The organism is Paenibacillus sp. JT31N7, assembly GCF_059692095.1.
The window spans coordinates 1398645-1417123 of the sequence record NZ_JCAUAT010000001.1 but is presented as its reverse complement, the minus strand read 5'-3'; the positions used below and the strand labels follow the sequence as shown (position 1 = coordinate 1417123).

Here is an 18479-nt window from a genome sequence, read left to right as displayed (position 1 = left end):
TTGTGAGGCGGAAAAAGGAGGGGAGAAGGTGGATACGCTCAGCAAGGCCTTTGTCCTCATTTTAGCGGTTCTGCTGCTGTATATTTATCCGCTGTCGGATTCGGCGGCCAGAGAGGACGATCTGTCTCGGGTAATCGCTTTTGAGACGATGACACGTTTTGTCGACAGCGTGCGCGATAAAGGAGCCCTGACGCCGGCCATGTACGGACAATTTCAAAAGGAGTTGACAACCTCCGGCCAGGAGTTTGATGTCAAGATGGAGCATAAACACAAACGGTACGTGCCCGTATATGACGACCAGGGGCGGTTCGCGGAGAAATATACGGTGGAGGACGAAGCTTTTTACAACGCCCAGATTCTTCCCGTTCTGTTCCCGGAAAATTCGCTTCCGCCGGACCATGCGGACCGTACCTACAGACTTGGCGCAGGCGATGTTTTCAACGTGACCGTGCGCAGCCTGAGCCGTACACCGGCAATTGTCTGGCAGGATGCTTTAAACGGGACGAATACGCCCGGTGGACAGCTTTACATGCCATACGGGGGAATGGTCCGCAATGAAGACAGCTAAACTGGCCATCTTCTTTGTCCTCATTTATGTACCCTTCGCCTGGTTAAACAAATTCGATACACAGGCTCAGTTTCAAATGTTGTTTTTGGAGACGAAATATGATGCGGCTGTGAACGCGGCCGTCCAGGACGGCGCGGCAGCTCTTTCCGTCAATGAAAAGCAGGGGGAAGAGGCCCGGTACGAATCCTTGAAGAAGATCCGGGTCAACCGGAAAGAGGCTGTCGATAGCTTTTATAAAACCCTGTATTCGAATTTCGGTGTGTCGGAGGATACGGTGGGCCAACAGGTTCTTGATTCCTATCTTTCCGCTCTTCTCATTGTCGGCTACGACGGCTGCTACTCCTACACATTCGAAAGCTATACGGGGGATGATGGATTTAAGCGGAACCGGAGACTGGAAGGACCGAAAAGGCCGTACGTCTACCAGGACCCGGCAGGAGAGGTTATAGCTTTTACGCTGGACGAATACGTAACCGTGAAAAATGCTGCGGGAACCGGCTGGGTAGAAGGCTTCCGGAGCGAGATCCAGCCTAAGACGCAAGCAGCGGTTTTAAAGCCGGGGGCACGCTTTGACGAAGTCAGGAGAAGCGCGATTATAAACACCATCCAGCGCGAGCTCGAAAATGCGATCCGGGAACATAATGTTCAGACACGCCGTCTGGGAGCGGCCTATACGTTCACGCTTCCCCTCCTTTCGGGCGAGGAATGGAGCAATGCGATCGACGATGTGGGGATGCTCGCTTTTGTACAGGGTATTCCGGTCGGATACCGGACCTATAACAATTATGCGCTGGGAGGGGCAAGGATTGTGAAGAGGCCCGTGTTTTATGGATACCGGCAAAATAACCTCCCTTATTTCACGAGCAGCCGGTGCCCGCGGCCCCAGGAGATTCTGGAAACCTTTGCAAGCCCGAAAGCCGCTGCTGCAGCCGGTTATTATCCGAAGGAATGCATCAACGGGCGGGTGTAAAACCCTCTTTTTCGGGAAGGAACAAAGAAAGCGCTCTACCGAAAAAGATTGTCCGATAAAATTGACATCCGATCCGCGGAACGTTTATCATCAAGTCAACGATGAGTTCGATGCGGCTTCCGCACATTTGTGATGCCACGTTTCATTTATGACTGCAGTGGTTTAACGTCATAATGCGCTTCACGGGCGGAATCAGCATGTTGGGCGGTTTGACTGGTCTGTGCTATCGGGGCGCTCGGGTCCATGTGAAGAGCTGGAACATGCGGCACGCGGAATTAGGCGCAGATGCTTTGGGAAATCTACGAGAATGTGGAAGACACCGGGCAATGTGCTTTTTTTCACACAAATTTCGGTCTGTTCTTAACGTGTATCGCCCCGAATCTTGTCCAGCAAACGCAAGCCCGGAAGCTTTGCCTCGAGCCGGGAACAACGGTCCTTGCATGGTCCGTACGGAAAATGCCGCCGTTTATCCCGAGCGGGTCGAATCCATCCTTCGGCAGCCGTTCTGACACCAAGTGGGAGCGGTGACGATCTAATACAAGAGGAAAGGGTGTTTGATTCATGTCCAAACAGCAAATTGGTGTAATCGGTCTTGCGGTCATGGGTAAAAACCTGGCGCTTAATATCGAGAGCCGCGGCTTTACCGTTTCCGTTTTTAACCGCTCGCCTGAGAAAACGAAAGAACTTCTTGAAGAGGCGGCCGGACGCAACCTGGTCGGCACTTTCAGCATGGAAGAATTCGTGCAGTCGCTCGAAACTCCGCGCAAAATTTTAATTATGGTCAAAGCCGGACAAGCGACCGATGCGACCATTGAACAGCTTGTTCCACTTCTGTCCGAGGGAGACATCCTGATCGACGGAGGAAACGCCTACTTCCCGGATACGCAGCGCCGAAACAAAGAACTGGAAGCCCGCGGCATCCGCTTTATCGGCACAGGTGTCTCCGGCGGTGAAGAGGGCGCGCTTAAAGGTCCGTCCATCATGCCTGGCGGACAGAAAGACGCATATAAGCTCGTGGAACCGATCTTGACGGCCATCTCCGCCAAAGTGAACGGCGATCCTTGCTGCACGTATATCGGTCCGGACGGCGCCGGTCACTACGTTAAAATGGTACATAACGGCATCGAGTACGGCGATATGCAGTTGATCTGCGAAGCTTATCAACTGCTTAAAGACGTGCTGAATGTCAGCACGGAAGAGCTGCACGAAATTTTCACGGAATGGAACAAAGGAGAGCTGGACAGCTACCTGATTGAAATTACCCGTGATATTTTCACGAAATACGACGAAGAAACCGGCAAACCGATGGTCGACGTTATCCTCGATTCAGCGGGCCAGAAAGGCACGGGCAAGTGGACAAGCCAAAGCTCCCTGGATCTGGGCGTGCCGCTTTCCATTATTACGGAATCCGTATTCTCCCGCTTCCTGTCCGCAATGAAAGAAGAGCGGGTAGCTGCGAGCAAAGTGCTGAACGGTCCGGCAGTGAAGCCGTTTGAAGGCAACCGCGAAGAGTTCATCGAAGCGGTCCGCAAAGCTTTGTACGCAAGCAAAATCGCTTCGTATGCACAAGGCTTCGCTCAAATGCGCGCCGCATCCGAAGAGTACAACTGGAATCTGAGCTACGGCGAAATCGCCATGATTTTCCGCGGGGGCTGCATTATCCGTGCCCGCTTCCTGCAGAACATCAAGGATGCGTACGACCGCGATCCGGAACTTCGCAACCTGCTCCTGGACGATTACTTCAAAAACATCGTGGAAAACTACCAGGATGCTTGGAGAAACGTCGTTACCGTTGCGGTAACGCGCGGTATTCCGGCACCGGCTTTCGCCTCCGCGCTGGCTTATTACGACAGCTACCGCACGGAGCGCCTGCCGGCCAATCTTCTGCAGGCCCAGCGCGATTATTTCGGCGCGCATACGTTCCAGCGTGTGGATAAAGAAGGCACCTTCCACTACAACTGGCTCGACAGCTAAAAACGGAACCCGAACCGAGCTCCGTTTTGCTTTTCCGGACAGCGCGTCCGATTCGGCGGCCTTTAATTTGGGAACGGCAGCGTTCGTGCTTTCTAATCGTTTCCGGGTGAGGAACCCCGCTCTGAATCCGAAGGAAGTTCATTCTCGAATAGACCGTACGAAGCCTCTTTCAGACAGCTTTTGATACGGTCTGCTTCCTGATCGAAGGCGCTTCTGCGATGGACAAGCATCATGGACACTTCGGCGAAAGATTGAAAGTTTTTCAATAGACGTGGCTGAGTGAGTTCCTTTAAACGGGGATCCTGCTCAGCCATTTTTTTGCGTATAAATTCGAGTGCCCAGACTACGTCATCTCTGCACAGCATGTACGAGGGCTGAAGCATCTGACTCAGCCGACCGGAAGTATTCCGGGCGGGATCGGGAATCCTGGGATGAGGCATCAATCGGACATCGCTCCTTGTAATCTACTGATTCTTCTACGGATTGCGTACGTACTCTCATTTTTTCTGTCTTTGAAAAGGTTTATTCACTATACCATATGAAATTGATGCAATTTGTATTCATCCGGGGCTTTTGCTGTGATATGATAGTGGAAAGTTTAAACCGAAGAGAGGATCGACGGGCACGATGAGCACACAACCGAGATCAAATATAGTGCTGATAGGGTTTATGGGCACTGGTAAAACGACTGTCGGGTTAAAGTTGGCTGATCGGCTGGGTTGGCCTATGATAGATACCGATGAGGAAATTGTAAAAAAAGCCGGAATGTCGATTCCGGAGCTGTTTGCCATGCACGGGGAAGCTCATTTCAGGACTTTGGAGCGTGAGGTCGTCCGAGAGACGCTGGCCGGCAGCCAGCGTGTGATTTCAACCGGGGGCGGTGCCGTACTGGCGGAGGAGAACCGGGCGTGCATGAGCGAGCGGGGCTTTGTCGCGGCTTTGTCCGCAAGTTTGGAAACCATCGTGGAGCGGGTTAAAAACGACTCCAACCGGCCTTTGCTGCAGGGAAGCGGACTGGAAGAAAAGGTCCGTACGATGCTCCAGGAACGTCAAGATGCATACAGGTTTGCCGATCTTACAATCGACACGTCACCGCTTGCCGCGGACGACATTGCCGAACACATCTTAAACGCCTGGACCAAAGAACGGCTGAAGCAGGAAGAGGTTTCAGGCTGACCCGCGCCGCTCGGCGGCAGGCTTAAAGCTGTTCCCAGGCGAGCATTCCGCCCTCCATGTTTTTCAAATTCGCAAAGCCTTGGGACTCCAGGAAATCGTATGCTTTCCCGCTCCGGTTGCCGCTGCGGCAAACCAGAATGACTTCGCCTTCTTTAGGGATTTCGTGAAGACGGGTGTGAATTTCCATCAAGGGGATTGATTTGGCTCCGGCAATTTGACCGGCCGCGACTTCTTCGGGCTCGCGTACGTCGATGACGCACAGAGGTTCACCCGCAGCAAGTCTGGCTTTCAATTCCGAGGGTTGAATCTTATTCATATGAAGTGCACCTCCTGTATTCTCGATTTCCCTGTAACTATACAAAACCCTGAAGCACGGAGTCAAACCGGACCCGGACTCCCACAAGTCTAGCTTCAAAGCAAAATGCGGGACAGAATAGGTGGTTTGCCCATGAAAAGTTGGATCATCGGAACAGCCGGCGTCTTCGGAGCCTTGTCCCGTTACGGTTTATCCGTTCTCTGGAACGAAGGGGACGGTTCCTTCCCGTGGGGCACGATGGCCTGCAATATGATCGGCTGCCTGCTGCTCGGTTATTTCAGCGAAGCTCTGCTGCCGAAATGGTCGCAGGAGCTGCGTACTGCGGTTACGACAGGCTTTATCGGAGCCTTCACGACGTTTTCCACCTTTAGTGTGGAAGCGGTCCGGATGCTTCAGGATCAACGGGTGCCGTTAGCCCTGTTGTACATTGGCGTCAGTCTGTTCGGAGGGCTTCTTGCCGTCAGTCTTGGCACGGCAGCCGCGCACCGCAGGAAGGAGAAAGCCTTATGAATGCGGGCTGGATGAATGCGCTGCTTGTTGGAGCCGGGGGATTCGTCGGCTCCATTGCCAGATACAAGTTAGCGGGCTGGGTCCAGAGCCGGACGGCTTCTCCGTTTCCTTTCGGTACGCTGGCCGTTAATCTTACCGGCTGTTTTTTTCTGGGCTGGCTGCTTGGGCATGTAACGGATGCGTCCCTGTTAATCGGACTGGGCACAGGCTTTTCCGGCGCCTTCACGACGTTTTCCACTTTAAAGCTGGACAGCTGGAAGCTGAGAAAGAAAAAACATTTTAATCTGGAGCTGATCTATCTGGCCGTGAGCTATCTGGCCGGAATCGGTTTGGCTTTTGTCGGCTTTTACATATAACCAGAAGACAGTACACACACCATTCATCGATCAAAGGAGAGAACAAACCATGAATTCCATGAAAGCCATTGTAAAAGCGACACCGAGCCTGCAGGGAGAAATTCAGGCGCTGTCTTCCAAAAATTACACGACCCGCTACCTCCTTATTGCGGCGCTGGCCGAGGGTACGAGCACCATTCATTACCCGGCCCATAGTGAAGACAGTGACGCCATGCGCCGGTGCATCCGCGATTTGGGTGCGGTTATCGAAGAAGACGAGCATAAGATGGTGATTAAGGGATTCGGCAAAAACCCTCACCCGGTCAAAGAATTAAACGTCGGGAACGCGGGAGCGGTCCTCCGTTTTCTGATGTCTACGGCAGCCCTCTGCCAAAGCGAAGTTACATTCATTAATCAATATCCGGAATCGCTCGGCAAGCGGCCCCATCTGGATCTCATTCATACGCTGAAACAAATGAACGTCGAAGTCGAACATAATGAAGGCCGTCTGCCGATAACTATTAAAGGGGGACAGCCCCGCGGTGGCAAAATTACCGTATCCGGCAGCGTAAGCTCGCAATTTCTGAGCTCCCTGCTGTTTTTGACTCCTCTGCTCCAAGAAGACAGCGAAATCGAAGTGCTTCACGATTTGAAGTCCAAAGTGATTGTCGGACAAACGCTGGAAGTGCTCGAACAAGCAGGGATTCGCGTGGAAGCCAGCGAAGATCTTATGCATTACCGGATTCCCGGCAATCAGTCCTACCGTGCTCAGGAGTATGTCGTGCAGGGGGATTACCCCGGGTCTGCGGCGATTCTGGCGGCGGCTGCGGTTACCGAGTCGGATGTAACCGTACACCGGCTGGACGAAAACAGCCGTCAGGGCGAGAAAGCCTGCGTGGATGTGCTCCGCGCCATGGGCGTCTCGCTGACTCATAAGGATGGAATCGTGCGCGTACAAGGCACGGGCCGACTTAAAGCCGGCGAATTCGACGGCGATCATTTTACCGATGCGGTACTTGCTATGGTAGCGGCCGCGGTGTTCGCGGAAGGCACCTCGCGTTTTTACAACGTGGAGAATCTCCGCTACAAAGAGTGCGACCGGATTACGGATTTCCTGAACGAGCTGCGCAAAGCGGGAGCCGACGTGGAAGAGCGTCAAAGCGAAATCATCGTCCACGGACGGCCGGAAGGCCTTGAAGGCGGCGTGGAAATTAACGCGCATTATGACCATCGCGTTATTATGGCTCTGTCCGTGGCAGGTCTGCGGAGCAAGCAGGGGCTGGTTATCCGTGACGCCCACCATGTGGCCAAATCTTATCCGCAGTTTTTCGATCATATGATTTCACTAGGAGCGCACATCGAATTAACGAACGAATGAATGGGTGAATAAGATGCGCATTATTTGGAGGGGCATGAAAGTAACATTCGGTTTCTTTCTGATCCTCGGATTATTGTTCTCAGGCGGTTTCATGTCTGTGATGCTATATGCCAAAATAAGCGGGCAGGACGTTCAGACCGTGATGGCCATGGACGCCAAGCTGGAAAAACAGCCGGGACGGGAGCCGCCGCCGGCGGAACAGGTGCAGGAGCAGCCGAAAACGAAGGCCATGATCGATGCCCCCGTTATCGCGCAAAAACCCGAGCTGCCGTCCGGCTGTGAAATTACCTCGATCGCGATGATGCTTCATTATAAAGGCATCAAGCTGGACAAAATGCAGCTGTACGACGAAATGCCGAAGGATCCGACTCCGATCGTCTGGAACAAGGACGGCACCATTGCCTCATGGGGTCACCCGAATATCGGCTATGTGGGAGACGGTACCGGTAAATCCAAAGGCTTCGGAATTTACCACAAGGCGTTGTTTCCGCTGTTAAAGTCGTATATTCCTTCTGCCGTAGATTTAACGGGCGAATCCTTCGACGTGTACGAAAAACAGATCGCAAACGGCCGTCCGGTCGTGGTTTGGACGACCATCGGCTTCACAATGCCGACCCGCTGGTCCGAGTGGAATACATCCATCGGTCCGATTCGCGCGACATTTTCGGAGCATGCGGTCTTAATGGTCGGTTATGATGAGACGTCCGTATACGTGAACGACCCGTGGACGGGCAGCAAAAATGTCCGGCTGGATAAAAAGCTGTTCATCGGCATCTGGGAAGCGATGGGCAAGCAGGGCTTGTCCTATACGGCTGATTAAGTACAGACAAAGCGGCAATGTCGGTCTTTAAAATAGCGAAAAGGAGTGTTCTTCATGCCTTTTGAAAATCCGTCCAGAGATGAAATCAAAACATTGCTGGCTTCCGCCGGCCCTATTGCCGTCGTCGGTTTGTCCGACAACCCGGAAAGGGTGTCGCATATGGTATCGGCCGCGATGAAGTCCCGGGGTTACGAAATTATTCCGGTCAATCCGAATGCGGATGTGATTTTGGGCGGCAAAAGCTATCCCAGTCTGTCCGATATTCCGGGAAACGTGGATATAGTCAATGTGTTCCGGAGGAGCGATCAGGTTGTGCCGATCGCGGAGGAAGCGGTCCGCAAGGGAGCCAAAGTTCTTTGGCTGCAGCAGGGCGTTTATAATGAAGAAGCGGCTGAAATCGCACGACGCGGCGGACTGACTGTCGTTATGGACCGCTGCATCAAAGTCGAAGATGCGATTTTGAATCCAAGAGACAACTGAACCGTTAAGGCACGGCCGATAAAAATGTCATTACCCGACTAAAGCGCAAGCTATAGTCGGGTTTTGTTTTTTTAGGGAAAATTTTTTTTGGGAAGGTTCATAATTTCAACGGCTGCTGCAAACAATAGGGGAGGCTCCAGAACAAGGAAAGACTTGTCTGGAAGACTCATGAATTTCCTTAAAGGAGGAACACCGCATGTACAACCAGTATCAAAATCAAGCTGGTATCGGCTCCCAGTCCCAGTACCAAAACAAGTTCCAGCCGACCGGTTATGTTCAATCTTCGTACGGTCAAAATCAGTTCCAAAATTCCCAATACGGCAGCTACCAAAACCCGCAATCGTTCCACACGGCTAATTACCGCGGCAACCAACCGGGCCATGACAGCTACCTGCGTTCGGATTCCCAAACTCCGTCCCAGCAACAAGGTTATGGACAAGCTTCCTACGGTCTGACTCAATCCTTCGGTTCCCAAGCTTACGGCAACCAAGGAAATCAATCCTACACGAGTCAACAACAAGGCTACGGTCAATTCGCTTCCCCTCAGTCTTATCACACGGCTAACTACCGTGGCGATCAGCCGGGACACGACAGCTACCTGCGTTCGGATTCCCAAACTCCGGCACAGCAGCAAGGTTTCGGCCAAGCTTCTTTCGGTCTGAGTCAATCCGCTATCGGCCAAGGTTACGGCTCCCAGAACGTCGGTTCCCAATCCTACGGCCAAGGCTACGGCACGCAAAGCTACAGCCAATCCGCGTCTCCGCAGTCTTACCACACGGCTAACTACCGCGGCGACCAGCCGGCTCATGACAGCTACCTGAATTCCGATTCCCAAACTCCTGCACAGCAGCAGTTCGGCGGCGGTTTCACCAGCAGCGTAGGTTCGGCTCAATCCGGCCAATTCAACACGGGCCTTCCGTACACGACAGGTACGTTTTAATTAAAGCCTAACGATCACTTACAGCATGGTCATGCTGTAAGTTGCCAGCAAGCGGGTCTTCGGACCCGCTTATTTGTTTTTGACAAAAAGTGCGGCAGCCATTAGGATCGAAATAGAGAGGAGGCAGGGCTTAAGTTGAACTGGATGGGAAATTTGCAGCAATTCGGGCGTTCTTTAATGCTTCCGATGATTACGCTCCCTGTTGCCGCAGTACTTATACGACTGGGAATCCTGCCATGGGATAGTATGGGAGCGGCATGGCTCGGCGACATGATGCTGCTTGCGGGTCATACCATTTTTACATATTTGCCGCTCGTGTTCGCGGTAGGTGTTGCTCTGGGCTTGACGGAGAATGCGGGTATTGCCGGACTTTCCGCACTGATGAGCTACTTTTTATTCACCGTACTGACCCAGCATCAGCTGGGCGAAACGTTTCAACTGGGTGTCGCGGGAGGAATTCTGATCGGTCTGCTATCGGCGGTCGCGTACCACCGGTGCAAGCGAATCCAGCTCCCCGAATACGTACAGTTTTTCGGAGGGCCGCGGATGGTTCCGCTTATTATGGGAGTCGTTACGCTTGTGCTGTCCATCCTGATGATCAAGCTGGGCCCCGTCCTGGAAAGCGGAATGGAGCAGTTGACGGCATGGGTTCTCAGCCTCGGCGGATTCGGCGCTTTCTTGTACGGTATCGCGCACCGGCTGCTGGTGCCTTCCGGGCTTCATTATATCCTGAACAATTTTTTCTGGTTTCAGCTGGGCGCTTACAAAGAACCGAACGGAGACATGGTTTACGGGGATCTGCCCCGTTTCTTCGCGGGTGATCCGACGGCCGGAGCCTACATGGCCGGACTGTATCCGATAATGATGTTCGCGCTTCCCGCCATTGCCTTCGCCATTATCCACGAGGCCCGGGAAGATTTGAAGCCTCATGTCCGAGTGACTTTTATGACGGCGGCGCTGACTTCCTTTCTGACCGGCGTCACGGAGCCGATTGAATTTGCCTTTTTGTTCGTCGCTCCTTACTTATTCGTGATTCACGCCATTTTATCCGGTTTTGCCATGTGGATCGCATATGCGCTGAATATCTCGCATGGATTCTCTTATTCCGCTGGAGCTATCGATTTTGTCATTAACGAGCATTTATCGCGCAACGGATGGATGCTGATTCCGATCGGACTAGTGTTCGGAGCGGTTTACTATGTCATGTTCAGGTACGCCATCCGGCGTTACCGCATCCCGACCCCGGGGCGGGAGGAAGGTTCATCGCTCGAAGAATGGGCAGGCGACATTCCTTACCGGGCGCCGCTTATTGTCCAAGCGCTCGGAGGCAAGGGGAATATCAAGAAAATCGAAGCCTGCATCACACGGCTGAGATTGACGCTTGAATCCGACCGCCTCATGGATATCGCCGCACTGAAGCACCTGGGAGCGGCGGGAGTCATCCGTTTGGGCGGCGGCAACGTGCAGGTCGTTTTCGGCACATTTTCGGAATTGATCCGGGAAGAAATCATGAAGCTGCTGCGCAAAGACATCCAGCTCGTGCTTTTCAGTTCCCCGATGACGGGGAGAATGATTCCGCTGGAGGACGTTCCGGACCGCATTTTCGCCGGAAAAATTGTCGGCAACGGGGTTGCTTTCATACCGGATAAAGGGGAGCTGCTGTCGCCGGTAGCCGGTAAAATCATGCACGTCTATCCGACGATGCATGCGCTCGGGATTCAGACAGAGGAAGGACTTGAAGTTCTGCTGCACATCGGCATCGACACATCCACATTAACCGGAAATTTCTTCGAGGCCCAGGTACAGCCCGGAGACGAGGTGGAGGCGGGGCAACTGCTGATCCGTTTTAACTACAATCAGTTGAAGAAGCACGCCAAATCGCTGGCCACCCCTATGGTGATTACTAATTCGGACCGTGTCAAATCATGGAGCTTCGCCCCCTATAAATCCGTTAAAAAAGGGCAGGCGTCCGTGATGTCCGTTGTGCTGAAAAAACCGGAACAGAGCGGAGGGACTTCAAATGTTTAAAGGGATAGGAGCTTCATCGGGGATCGCCATGGGTCCCGCTTACGTGATCCCCGCCTGGGATTGGGAGTTCCCGGATAAGATGGTGGACGTCACCGATTTGTCGTTTGAATTCGAACGGCTGTATGACGGGATCCGTTCGTCCAAAGACGAATTGGAACACATCAAACAAGAAATCCGGGACGTCCTGGGCCAGGAGCAATCGTACATTTTCGACGCTCATCTGGCGATTTTGGAAGATCCCGTGTTTATGAACGAAATTCAGGGCATCATCAGCCGGCAGTACAAAGCCGCAGAGGTGGCCGTCAAAGAAGTGATCGACAAATTCGTCGAAATGTTCGACGTGTTGGACGATGACTATATGAAAGAACGGGCCATGGACATTAAAGACGTAGGCAACCGTCTACTGAAGCATCTGCTGGGCAGCGGGGACGATACTCCGCCACCGACGGATCATTCCTATGTACTCGTGGCGAAGGAGCTTACCCCTTCCCAGCTGGTGCATCTGGACCCGGCCCGCGTTCTGGGTATCGTGACGATGATGGGCGGACTGACCTCGCACACGTCGATTATGAGCCGCGCGATGGGAATTCCGTTCGTGCTGGGGCTGGAAGGCAAGCTTATCCGGCCTATTCAGAACGGAGATTTGATGATTGTGGACGGCGAGGAAGGGATCGTCTACGTGAACCCGGACAGCAGTACCGTGGAGCTGTACGAGTCGCGGAAGACGGACTGGCTCATGCACCGCGAGCGGCTGCAGGAAATCGCCCACGTTCCGTCCATGACTCAGGACCGCAAGCAGGTCCGGCTGGCGGCGAACATCAGCTCGATCAAAGAAATCGACCAGGTGCTCAAAAACGGCGCCGTCGGGGTCGGTTTGTTCCGCTCGGAATTTCTCTATATGGACCGCGACTCGCTGCCGGACGAAGAGGAGCAGACCGAGGTGTATAAGCAGGCCGCGGTCAAGCTGGACGGCAGACCGCTCATCATCCGCACGCTGGATATCGGCGGAGACAAGAAGCTGGATTATCTTCCGCTTCAGGTGGAGGAGAATCCGGCCTTGGGATGCCGGGCTATCCGGATCTCGCTGGATCGGCGCGAGCTGTTCAAAACCCAGCTCCGCGCGATTTTGCGGGCCTCGCACTTTGGTCAAGTAAAGCTTATGTACCCGATGATCTCCTCTCTCGGCGAGCTGAGACAGGCCAACGCGCTGCTGGCCGAAGCCAAGCAGGAGCTGAAAAGCCGGGGCAAGCCGTTTAACCCCGACATTGAGGTCGGCTTGACCATCGAAGTGCCGGGCGCGGCCCTGATTGCCGATGTTCTTGCCAGAGAAGTCGATTTCTTCAGCATCGGAACCAACGATCTGATCCAGTTCGTGCTGGCGGTCGACCGGATGAACGACAGCATCGCCCACTTGTATAACCCGTATCATCCTGCCGTCATCCGCCTGCTGAAGCTGACCATCGACGCGGCCAAGGCGGCCGGTATTCCCGTTGCCGTATGCGGGGAGTTCGCGGGGGATATCCGCGCGCTGCCTCTTTGGCTGGGTCTTGGCATCGAGGAGCTGAGCATGTCCGTCCAGCTCATTCTTCCGATCAAGCACCGTCTGCTGACGAGCAATCACGCCGAGTGCGAACGCCTGCTTCAGGAAGTTCTGCAGTGCGGCACCAGTGAGGAAATCGAGCAGGTGCTCCGGCAGGCGGATTCCAGATCAAGCGCTTCTTAACCCATTCTCACTAAACCAGGAGGGATTTACTATGACCGTACAGGATTTGAAAGGCCAGCGCGTACTGGCCTTTGTCGATGAGGAATTCGAGGATTTGGAAATGTGGTACCCCGTTCTTCGCTTGCGGGAAGCGGGGGCAGTCGTTGATATCGCAGGACCTAAAGCGCGTGAAATTTATCACGGTAAATACGGCGTACCGATTACGACGGATGTCGCGTTCGGAGACGTAAGCGCGGCTGATTATGACGGGCTTTACGTGCCTGGCGGCTGGGCGCCCGATAAACTGCGCAGATATGCCGACGTTCTGCGTTTTACCCGCGAGATTCACGAGGCGCAAAAACCGATTGCGCAGATCTGTCATGCGGGCTGGGTCCTGATTTCGGCGAAAATCGTGGAAGGCTATACGATGACCTCTACGCCGGGCATCCGGGACGATCTTGAAAACGCCGGAGCGATCTGGGTAGACGAGGAAGCCGTGGTCGACCGCAATATCGTTTCGGGACGTCGTCCTCCGGATCTGCCCGCTTTTATGAGAGCTTTTATCGAGGTATTGATTCAGAAAAAAACCGGAAATTAGCTTTTGCCGTAGAGACTGCGCTGTCTGCAGGACAAATTGAAATTTTCAAAAAAAGGGAATATGTGACAGGGCCTGAAAAGCAGGAATATCATTCGCCCGGATAGAAGTAGCTAGGTAGGACGAAGACAGCAAGGTTCTATCGGCTGCTAAAGGAGTGAGTGATTATGCAAAAAGGGTACTGCTGCGGACAACCGGTTCATCTATGTCTGAGAACCGTCGTGTTTCAACAAAAGGTTGAGATTGAAAACGTACCCATCTACTCATGTGAAGCATGCGGGAAAAGCGTTGTTTATGCGAGCGTAAAGCCTAAAGTGACGGAATTGATCGATACGCTGGGCCCGAAACCGGAAAAGCAGATCCTGCGGTTCGAAGACGTGTCCGAAGTCGCCTGCCTCATTGTCCGGCTCGCCTGTTCTCCCGAGGAAGGGTACGGATTCAAGCAGGCCGTGGAGGAAAGAGTCAATGAACTGCTGGATCTGCTGCTTCTGGCTACTTCCGTCGGGGATATGGGCTGGGCGGGGGAGATCCGCAGCAGGCTGGCTCAAATCAGCGAGCATATGCTGGCGGACGAACGGCTGCAGCAAGCTTTTGCGGATAAGACAAGTGGCTGATTGCAGACACTGGCCTTTCTTACATACCCATCCGCGGATGCGCCTGGGATAGGATTGCAGTTGATTATTTAGCCAACTTGAACGATGAGGATTCCTGCGAAAGCGGGTATGAACATCGCCGAGTTGGCTTTCATGCGTATTTTTTGCTACTATTAGGTATGAAAGTGTTTTAATTGCGAAAAGGGAAATAATGTCGTATGATAGTCTGTAACATGGCAAGGACGACGAATATTTGAATAAATGGAGAGAGTGACCGTGACCGTTACTATTTATGACGTAGCAAGAGAAGCAGGAGTATCGATGGCCACGGTTTCGCGTGTCGTCAACAATAACCCGAACGTGAAGCCGCAGACAAGGAAGAAAGTATTCGAAGCAATCGAACGGCTCGGTTACCGCCCCAATGCTGTTGCCCGGGGGCTAGCATCGAAGAAAACAACGACAGTCGGCGTGGTTATTCCCGATATTTCAAACTCGATCTTCGCGGAAGTCGCGCGCGGAATCGAAGATATTGCGAACATGTATCATTACAATATTATTTTGAGCAACGCCGACAAGAAGAAAGAGAAAGAAATCCGTGTCATTAACACCCTGCTGGAGAAGCAGGTGGACGGTCTTCTCTTTATGGGCGGTGTCGTGACGGAAGACCATATCAATGCGTTCCGGACTTCTTCCGTTCCGGTTGTGCTCTGCGGTACGGCCGACGAGCAGAACGTAATGCCGTCCGTCGATATCGATCACGAGAAAGCGGCTTACGATGCCGTGCAGCTTCTGATCGAGAGCGGCCACCGTACGATCGCCATGATCTCCGGACCTCTTCAGGATCCGGCCAATGGCTTTGCACGCTACCAGGGCTACAAGAAGGCACTGGAGAGCGCAGGCATCGAAGTGAATGAAGATTACGTAAGACTGGGCAACTACCGGTATGAATCGGGAATCGATGCGACGGATTATTTCCTGAAGCTGCCGACGCGCCCGACCGCTATTTTCTCGGCGACGGACGAAATGGCCATCGGCGCTATTCACAAAATTCAGGACGAAGGGCTTTCCGTACCGAAGGATATTTCCGTGATGAGTATCGATAATATCCGGATGGCTTCTATGGTGCGTCCTCAATTAACGACGGTGGCACAGCCTATGTACGATATCGGCGCGGTGTCCATGCGTCTGCTTACGAAATTGATGAACAAGGAAACGATGGAACTTACTCAAGTCGTTCTCCCGCATGAAATCATTAAGCGCAGCTCAGTGGCTCCTCGTTGAGCCGCTTTTTGTTGAGCGGAAAGTAGAGGCTACTCAAGGATGGTAAATAAAATCGGTCTGATCGGTGCCATGAATGAAGAAATCGAACTGCTTGTCGGCGGGATGAGCGGCGTAACCGAAACGAATAAAGCCGGCATTACATACAGGGAAGGCCAGTTTGAAGGCAAATCCGTTGTGGTTTGCAAATCGGGAGTAGGCAAGGTGAACGCGGCCGTCTGCACGCAAATTCTGATTGACAGCTTCGGCGTTGATGCCGTGTTGTTTACAGGCGTTGCCGGAGCGCTGGATCCAGAGCTGAATATCGGCGATATCGTCATTTCCACATCCTGCATGCAGCATGACATGGATGTGACGCCCCTTGGCTTCCCGCGCGGAGTAATTCCTTACGAGGAAGTTTCGGTCTTCAAAGCGGACCCTCAGCTGGTGGCACTGGCGGATGCGGCAAGCCGTGAGCTGTTCCAGGGAAGGACGAAGCAGGGACTCGTCCTGTCCGGGGACCAATTCGTCGCTTCGCGCGATAAAGTGGCGGAGCTTCACCAGGAGCTCGGCGGGACCTGCACGGAGATGGAAGGTGCCGCTGTGGCGCAGGTTTGTTCGATGAACAAAGTTCCGTTCGTCGTTATCCGCTCCATGTCCGATAAAGCGGACGGCTCGGCCCATGTGAATTTTGCGGAGTTTACCAAGCAGGCTTCCGAAAATTCGCACCGGATCATCGAACATATGGTGCGTTCGTTATAACGGAGTAACAGGCATATGAAAGAGGCTGACCGGTTTTAAACCGGTCAGCCTTTTTTTGTTCCAACGGTTTTAAAAGAAATTCCGTATGGTATGCGCGGAGGAACGAAGATACTACGTTTGAACGGAAACAAACTCAATGGAAAAACAGCGGGGATCGCTCTCATTTCAAATAAAGCAGAGCAATCTCCACGGTTTTCTTATTCTTTTCGGCAATAATTTCCCGGCGCGGGATCGGTTCCCATTCATCGACGGCATCGAGCCAAGTAGCAGGCAGCTTAACAGGGCTGCCTGGCTGATGCTCGGCAATCCAGCCTGCGGGCAGGGGGAGGAGCGGATTGCCCTCCAGCTCCTGAAGCAGCGGGTGGCCGGTCATGACCAGCCAGACCAGGCTCCAGGCACGCGGAACGACCCTGTAGATGTCGTAGCCTCCGCCGCCGAGCGCAACCCATCGGCCCTCACACCACTTGTCGGCCAGCTCGCGGATAAGCTCGGGCATTCTTTTGTAAATCCGCATGGAACAATGTACATGGGCCAGCGGATCAAGGGCATGCGCGTCGCAGCCGTGCTGCGACACGATGATATCGGGCTTGAAACGCTCAATCAGCGGCACCAGAACCGCCTCGAAGCTTTCCAGCCAGGAATCGTCTTCGGTGTACGGCTCCATGGGAACATTCACGCAGGTACCGAAGGCTTCGCCCTCGCCCCGCTCCGTGACATCCCCCGTCCCGGGAAATAAATATTTACCGGTTTCATGAATGGAGAACGTGCATACGCGCGGATCGCTGTAAAAGCTCCATTGGACACCGTCGCCGTGGTGGACATCCGTGTCGATGTACAGAACCTTCGCGTTGTAATGCTCCGTAATATGGGCGATGGCGGCGGAAGCGTCGTTATAGACGCAGAAGCCGGCCCCCTTGCTCTGCAGAGCGTGGTGCAGGCCGCCGCCTAGATGGAATGCGCGCTTCGCTTTGCCTGACATAACGGTATCGGCAGCCGTTATGGAGCCGCCGACTACCATTGAGGTCACATCATGCATCCAGGCGAAATAAGGCGTGTCTTCCGTGTCTAATCCGTACTTGGCCGCGCTGTTTACCCACTCAAGCGAAGGGGAGAGCTCGCTAAGCGCTTTCACGGCATCAATGTAGGCGGGCTGATGGACGCGGAGAAGCTCGTCATCCGTGGCTACACGGGGAGTGACGATTTCGGAGTCGTTCAGAGCTCCGGCCTTTCTGAGAAGGTCAATCGTAAGCAGCAGTCTTTTCGGATTAAACGGATGTTCCTCGTTGAACTTGTAGGTCGCTTCATGCTCGTTAAATACAAAAACCGATTCGTTCTTCATCTCGAGCTGTTCCTCCCGTAACCCAGGAAATGGTTCTTAATACATGAACCGTTGTTGAAAGCGGATGCGGTCGAACTGCTCGACGGAAGCCAGGGGAACTTTGCTTCCGATGCGAACCATCAGGCAGTTGGCCGGGTGCGAACATATTTCCGGATCGTCGGTGGCAAACCACACCATATCTACGCATTTCATCAGGTTTTCCATCATTTTGCGGTAATCCCATACACTGAGCCCGCTGCTTTCCAGGTCCCAATGCCAATAATATTCGGTCGTGAACGTAATGACGTTCTCTAGTTGTCCGTCCGTAAAGGCGAGCCGGATCATTTTCTTGCCGAGTCCGAGAGCCCGGTAGCTGTTGGCGACTTCGATTGCCCCGAGTTCAATCAGGTCGGACATATTGCCTTGGGACCAGCGTTCGATTTCATCGGGATAATGGAAGGTGACATAGCCTACAATCCAGTCCCCGGTACGGGCGATAATAATGCGGCCCTCGGGAAGCTCCGCGATTTCGATCAGGGCTTCGTGCTGGTCTCTCGGCTTGCGGAAAGCATCAAGATCCGCATGCATCTGAAGGCTGCGCAGGTGATCAGGGGATACGGGACCCTCCACGGTAATCTCTGCATCCAGGTCAGGCGGTACGAAAGAGTGCGAATGATAAATTTTTTTATGGTCCATGAGAGGGAGTCTCCTTAAAAGCGGCGTCGGTAACGCAGTTCTCTCTATACTCTCTTATATC

General features: G+C 53.4%; 20 protein-coding genes. 16 read left to right on the top strand and 4 right to left on the bottom strand.

The annotated features are described in order from the left end of the window. Window positions 1–28 precede the first annotated feature (28 nt). The 3 genes from AC58P5_RS06370 to gnd all read left to right on the top strand — a co-directional run bounded on the left by AC58P5_RS06370 (window position 29) and on the right by gnd (window position 3512). Window positions 29–568: a hypothetical protein gene (locus AC58P5_RS06370; protein ID WP_497385250.1), complete on the top strand. Its 540-nt coding sequence runs from the start codon at window positions 29–31 to the stop codon at window positions 566–568. Continuing rightward, on the top strand, window positions 555–1538 hold the full coding sequence (locus tag AC58P5_RS06365; RefSeq protein WP_497385248.1) for a hypothetical protein: 984 nt from the start codon (window positions 555–557) through the stop codon (window positions 1536–1538). Before AC58P5_RS06370 ends, AC58P5_RS06365 begins: the two co-directional genes overlap by 14 nt. 561 nt (window positions 1539–2099) lie before the next feature. Continuing rightward, entirely contained in the window at window positions 2100–3512 is a 1413-nt protein-coding gene (gene gnd / locus AC58P5_RS06360) for an NADP-dependent phosphogluconate dehydrogenase (RefSeq protein ID WP_497385247.1), read from the top strand. A 92-nt stretch (window positions 3513–3604) separates the two neighbouring features. Here the strand turns inward: gnd and AC58P5_RS06355 are convergent, their stop codons facing one another. Continuing rightward, complete coding sequence (locus AC58P5_RS06355) at window positions 3605–3952, bottom strand: hypothetical protein (RefSeq protein ID WP_497385246.1); 348 nt, start codon at window positions 3950–3952, stop codon at window positions 3605–3607. A gap of 187 nt (window positions 3953–4139) precedes the next feature. On the opposite strand from AC58P5_RS06355, the gene AC58P5_RS06350 reads away from it, so the two are divergent. Beyond that, window positions 4140–4688, top strand: a complete 549-nt coding sequence (locus AC58P5_RS06350) for a shikimate kinase (protein WP_497385245.1) — start codon at window positions 4140–4142, stop codon at window positions 4686–4688. A gap of 22 nt (window positions 4689–4710) precedes the next feature. Here AC58P5_RS06350 and AC58P5_RS06345 read toward each other — a convergent pair whose 3' ends face one another. After that, complete coding sequence (locus AC58P5_RS06345) at window positions 4711–5004, bottom strand: rhodanese-like domain-containing protein (protein ID WP_009672581.1); 294 nt, start codon at window positions 5002–5004, stop codon at window positions 4711–4713. Between the two features lie 132 nt (window positions 5005–5136). On the opposite strand from AC58P5_RS06345, the gene crcB reads away from it, so the two are divergent. The 12 genes from crcB (at window position 5137) to AC58P5_RS06285 (ending at window position 16404) form a co-directional block, all read left to right on the top strand. Next, the gene (crcB, locus tag AC58P5_RS06340) at window positions 5137–5514 is read left to right on the top strand and encodes a fluoride efflux transporter CrcB (protein WP_497385244.1); all 378 of its coding nucleotides are present in this window, start codon (window positions 5137–5139) and stop codon (window positions 5512–5514) included. Beyond that, entirely contained in the window at window positions 5511–5870 is a 360-nt protein-coding gene (locus AC58P5_RS06335) for a fluoride efflux transporter FluC (RefSeq protein WP_497385242.1), read from the top strand. Before crcB ends, AC58P5_RS06335 begins: the two co-directional genes overlap by 4 nt. Before the next feature lie 58 nt (window positions 5871–5928). Beyond that, on the top strand, window positions 5929–7227 hold the full coding sequence (gene aroA, locus AC58P5_RS06330; protein ID WP_497386038.1) for a 3-phosphoshikimate 1-carboxyvinyltransferase: 1299 nt from the start codon (window positions 5929–5931) through the stop codon (window positions 7225–7227). Window positions 7228–7261: 34 nt separating this feature from the next. Then, the gene (locus AC58P5_RS06325; protein ID WP_497385241.1) at window positions 7262–8047 is read left to right on the top strand and encodes a C39 family peptidase; all 786 of its coding nucleotides are present in this window, start codon (window positions 7262–7264) and stop codon (window positions 8045–8047) included. Between the two features lie 54 nt (window positions 8048–8101). After that, window positions 8102–8527, top strand: a complete 426-nt coding sequence (locus tag AC58P5_RS06320; RefSeq protein WP_497385239.1) for a CoA-binding protein — start codon at window positions 8102–8104, stop codon at window positions 8525–8527. 196 nt (window positions 8528–8723) lie between these two features. After that, window positions 8724–9467 carry a hypothetical protein gene (locus AC58P5_RS06315; protein WP_497385238.1) on the top strand — a complete coding sequence of 248 codons (744 nt, stop codon included), beginning with the start codon at window positions 8724–8726 and terminating at the stop codon, window positions 9465–9467. A 135-nt stretch (window positions 9468–9602) separates the two neighbouring features. After that, window positions 9603–11495: a glucose PTS transporter subunit IIA gene (locus tag AC58P5_RS06310; RefSeq protein ID WP_497385236.1), complete on the top strand. Its 1893-nt coding sequence runs from the start codon at window positions 9603–9605 to the stop codon at window positions 11493–11495. Next, complete coding sequence (gene ptsP / locus AC58P5_RS06305) at window positions 11488–13218, top strand: phosphoenolpyruvate--protein phosphotransferase (protein ID WP_497385235.1); 1731 nt, start codon at window positions 11488–11490, stop codon at window positions 13216–13218. The genes AC58P5_RS06310 and ptsP overlap by 8 nt, the downstream gene beginning before the upstream one ends. Window positions 13219–13249: 31 nt before the next feature. Next, window positions 13250–13795 carry a type 1 glutamine amidotransferase domain-containing protein gene (locus tag AC58P5_RS06300; RefSeq protein WP_497385234.1) on the top strand — a complete coding sequence of 182 codons (546 nt, stop codon included), beginning with the start codon at window positions 13250–13252 and terminating at the stop codon, window positions 13793–13795. A gap of 164 nt (window positions 13796–13959) precedes the next feature. Beyond that, a complete protein-coding gene (locus AC58P5_RS06295) occupies window positions 13960–14406 on the top strand; it encodes a hypothetical protein (protein WP_497385232.1) in 447 nt (148 codons plus the stop codon). 240 nt (window positions 14407–14646) lie between these two features. After that, on the top strand, window positions 14647–15666 hold the full coding sequence (gene ccpA / locus AC58P5_RS06290; protein ID WP_497385231.1) for a catabolite control protein A: 1020 nt from the start codon (window positions 14647–14649) through the stop codon (window positions 15664–15666). 39 nt (window positions 15667–15705) lie between these two features. Then, window positions 15706–16404, top strand: coding sequence for a 5'-methylthioadenosine/adenosylhomocysteine nucleosidase (locus AC58P5_RS06285; RefSeq protein WP_497385230.1), 699 nt, complete (start codon window positions 15706–15708; stop codon window positions 16402–16404). Window positions 16405–16564: 160 nt separating this feature from the next. Here the strand turns inward: AC58P5_RS06285 and AC58P5_RS06280 are convergent, their stop codons facing one another. Together AC58P5_RS06280 and AC58P5_RS06275 are read right to left on the bottom strand one after the other, a co-directional pair. Then, window positions 16565–17743 (bottom strand): acetoin utilization protein AcuC, encoded by a 1179-nt coding sequence (locus AC58P5_RS06280; protein ID WP_497385228.1) that lies wholly within the window; start codon window positions 17741–17743, stop codon window positions 16565–16567. A 36-nt stretch (window positions 17744–17779) separates the two neighbouring features. Further along, on the bottom strand, window positions 17780–18418 hold the full coding sequence (locus tag AC58P5_RS06275) for a GNAT family N-acetyltransferase (RefSeq protein WP_497385227.1): 639 nt from the start codon (window positions 18416–18418) through the stop codon (window positions 17780–17782). Window positions 18419–18479 lie beyond the last annotated feature (61 nt).

Coding starts and splice junctions, on each gene's coding strand:
- AC58P5_RS06365 (WP_497385248.1), top strand. CDS start 555: ATGAAGACAGCTAAACTGGCCATCTTCTTTGTCCTCATTTATGTACCC.
- gnd (WP_497385247.1), top strand. CDS start 2,100: ATGTCCAAACAGCAAATTGGTGTAATCGGTCTTGCGGTCATGGGTAAA.
- AC58P5_RS06355 (WP_497385246.1), bottom strand. CDS start 3,952: ATGCCTCATCCCAGGATTCCCGATCCCGCCCGGAATACTTCCGGTCGG.
- AC58P5_RS06350 (WP_497385245.1), top strand. CDS start 4,140: ATGAGCACACAACCGAGATCAAATATAGTGCTGATAGGGTTTATGGGC.
- AC58P5_RS06345 (WP_009672581.1), bottom strand. CDS start 5,004: ATGAATAAGATTCAACCCTCGGAATTGAAAGCCAGACTTGCTGCGGGT.
- crcB (WP_497385244.1), top strand. CDS start 5,137: ATGAAAAGTTGGATCATCGGAACAGCCGGCGTCTTCGGAGCCTTGTCC.
- AC58P5_RS06335 (WP_497385242.1), top strand. CDS start 5,511: ATGAATGCGGGCTGGATGAATGCGCTGCTTGTTGGAGCCGGGGGATTC.
- aroA (WP_497386038.1), top strand. CDS start 5,929: ATGAAAGCCATTGTAAAAGCGACACCGAGCCTGCAGGGAGAAATTCAG.
- AC58P5_RS06325 (WP_497385241.1), top strand. CDS start 7,262: ATGAAAGTAACATTCGGTTTCTTTCTGATCCTCGGATTATTGTTCTCA.
- AC58P5_RS06320 (WP_497385239.1), top strand. CDS start 8,102: ATGCCTTTTGAAAATCCGTCCAGAGATGAAATCAAAACATTGCTGGCT.
- AC58P5_RS06315 (WP_497385238.1), top strand. CDS start 8,724: ATGTACAACCAGTATCAAAATCAAGCTGGTATCGGCTCCCAGTCCCAG.
- ptsP (WP_497385235.1), top strand. CDS start 11,488: ATGTTTAAAGGGATAGGAGCTTCATCGGGGATCGCCATGGGTCCCGCT.
- AC58P5_RS06300 (WP_497385234.1), top strand. CDS start 13,250: ATGACCGTACAGGATTTGAAAGGCCAGCGCGTACTGGCCTTTGTCGAT.
- AC58P5_RS06295 (WP_497385232.1), top strand. CDS start 13,960: ATGCAAAAAGGGTACTGCTGCGGACAACCGGTTCATCTATGTCTGAGA.
- ccpA (WP_497385231.1), top strand. CDS start 14,647: ATGGAGAGAGTGACCGTGACCGTTACTATTTATGACGTAGCAAGAGAA.
- AC58P5_RS06285 (WP_497385230.1), top strand. CDS start 15,706: ATGGTAAATAAAATCGGTCTGATCGGTGCCATGAATGAAGAAATCGAA.
- AC58P5_RS06280 (WP_497385228.1), bottom strand. CDS start 17,743: ATGAAGAACGAATCGGTTTTTGTATTTAACGAGCATGAAGCGACCTAC.
- AC58P5_RS06275 (WP_497385227.1), bottom strand. CDS start 18,418: ATGGACCATAAAAAAATTTATCATTCGCACTCTTTCGTACCGCCTGAC.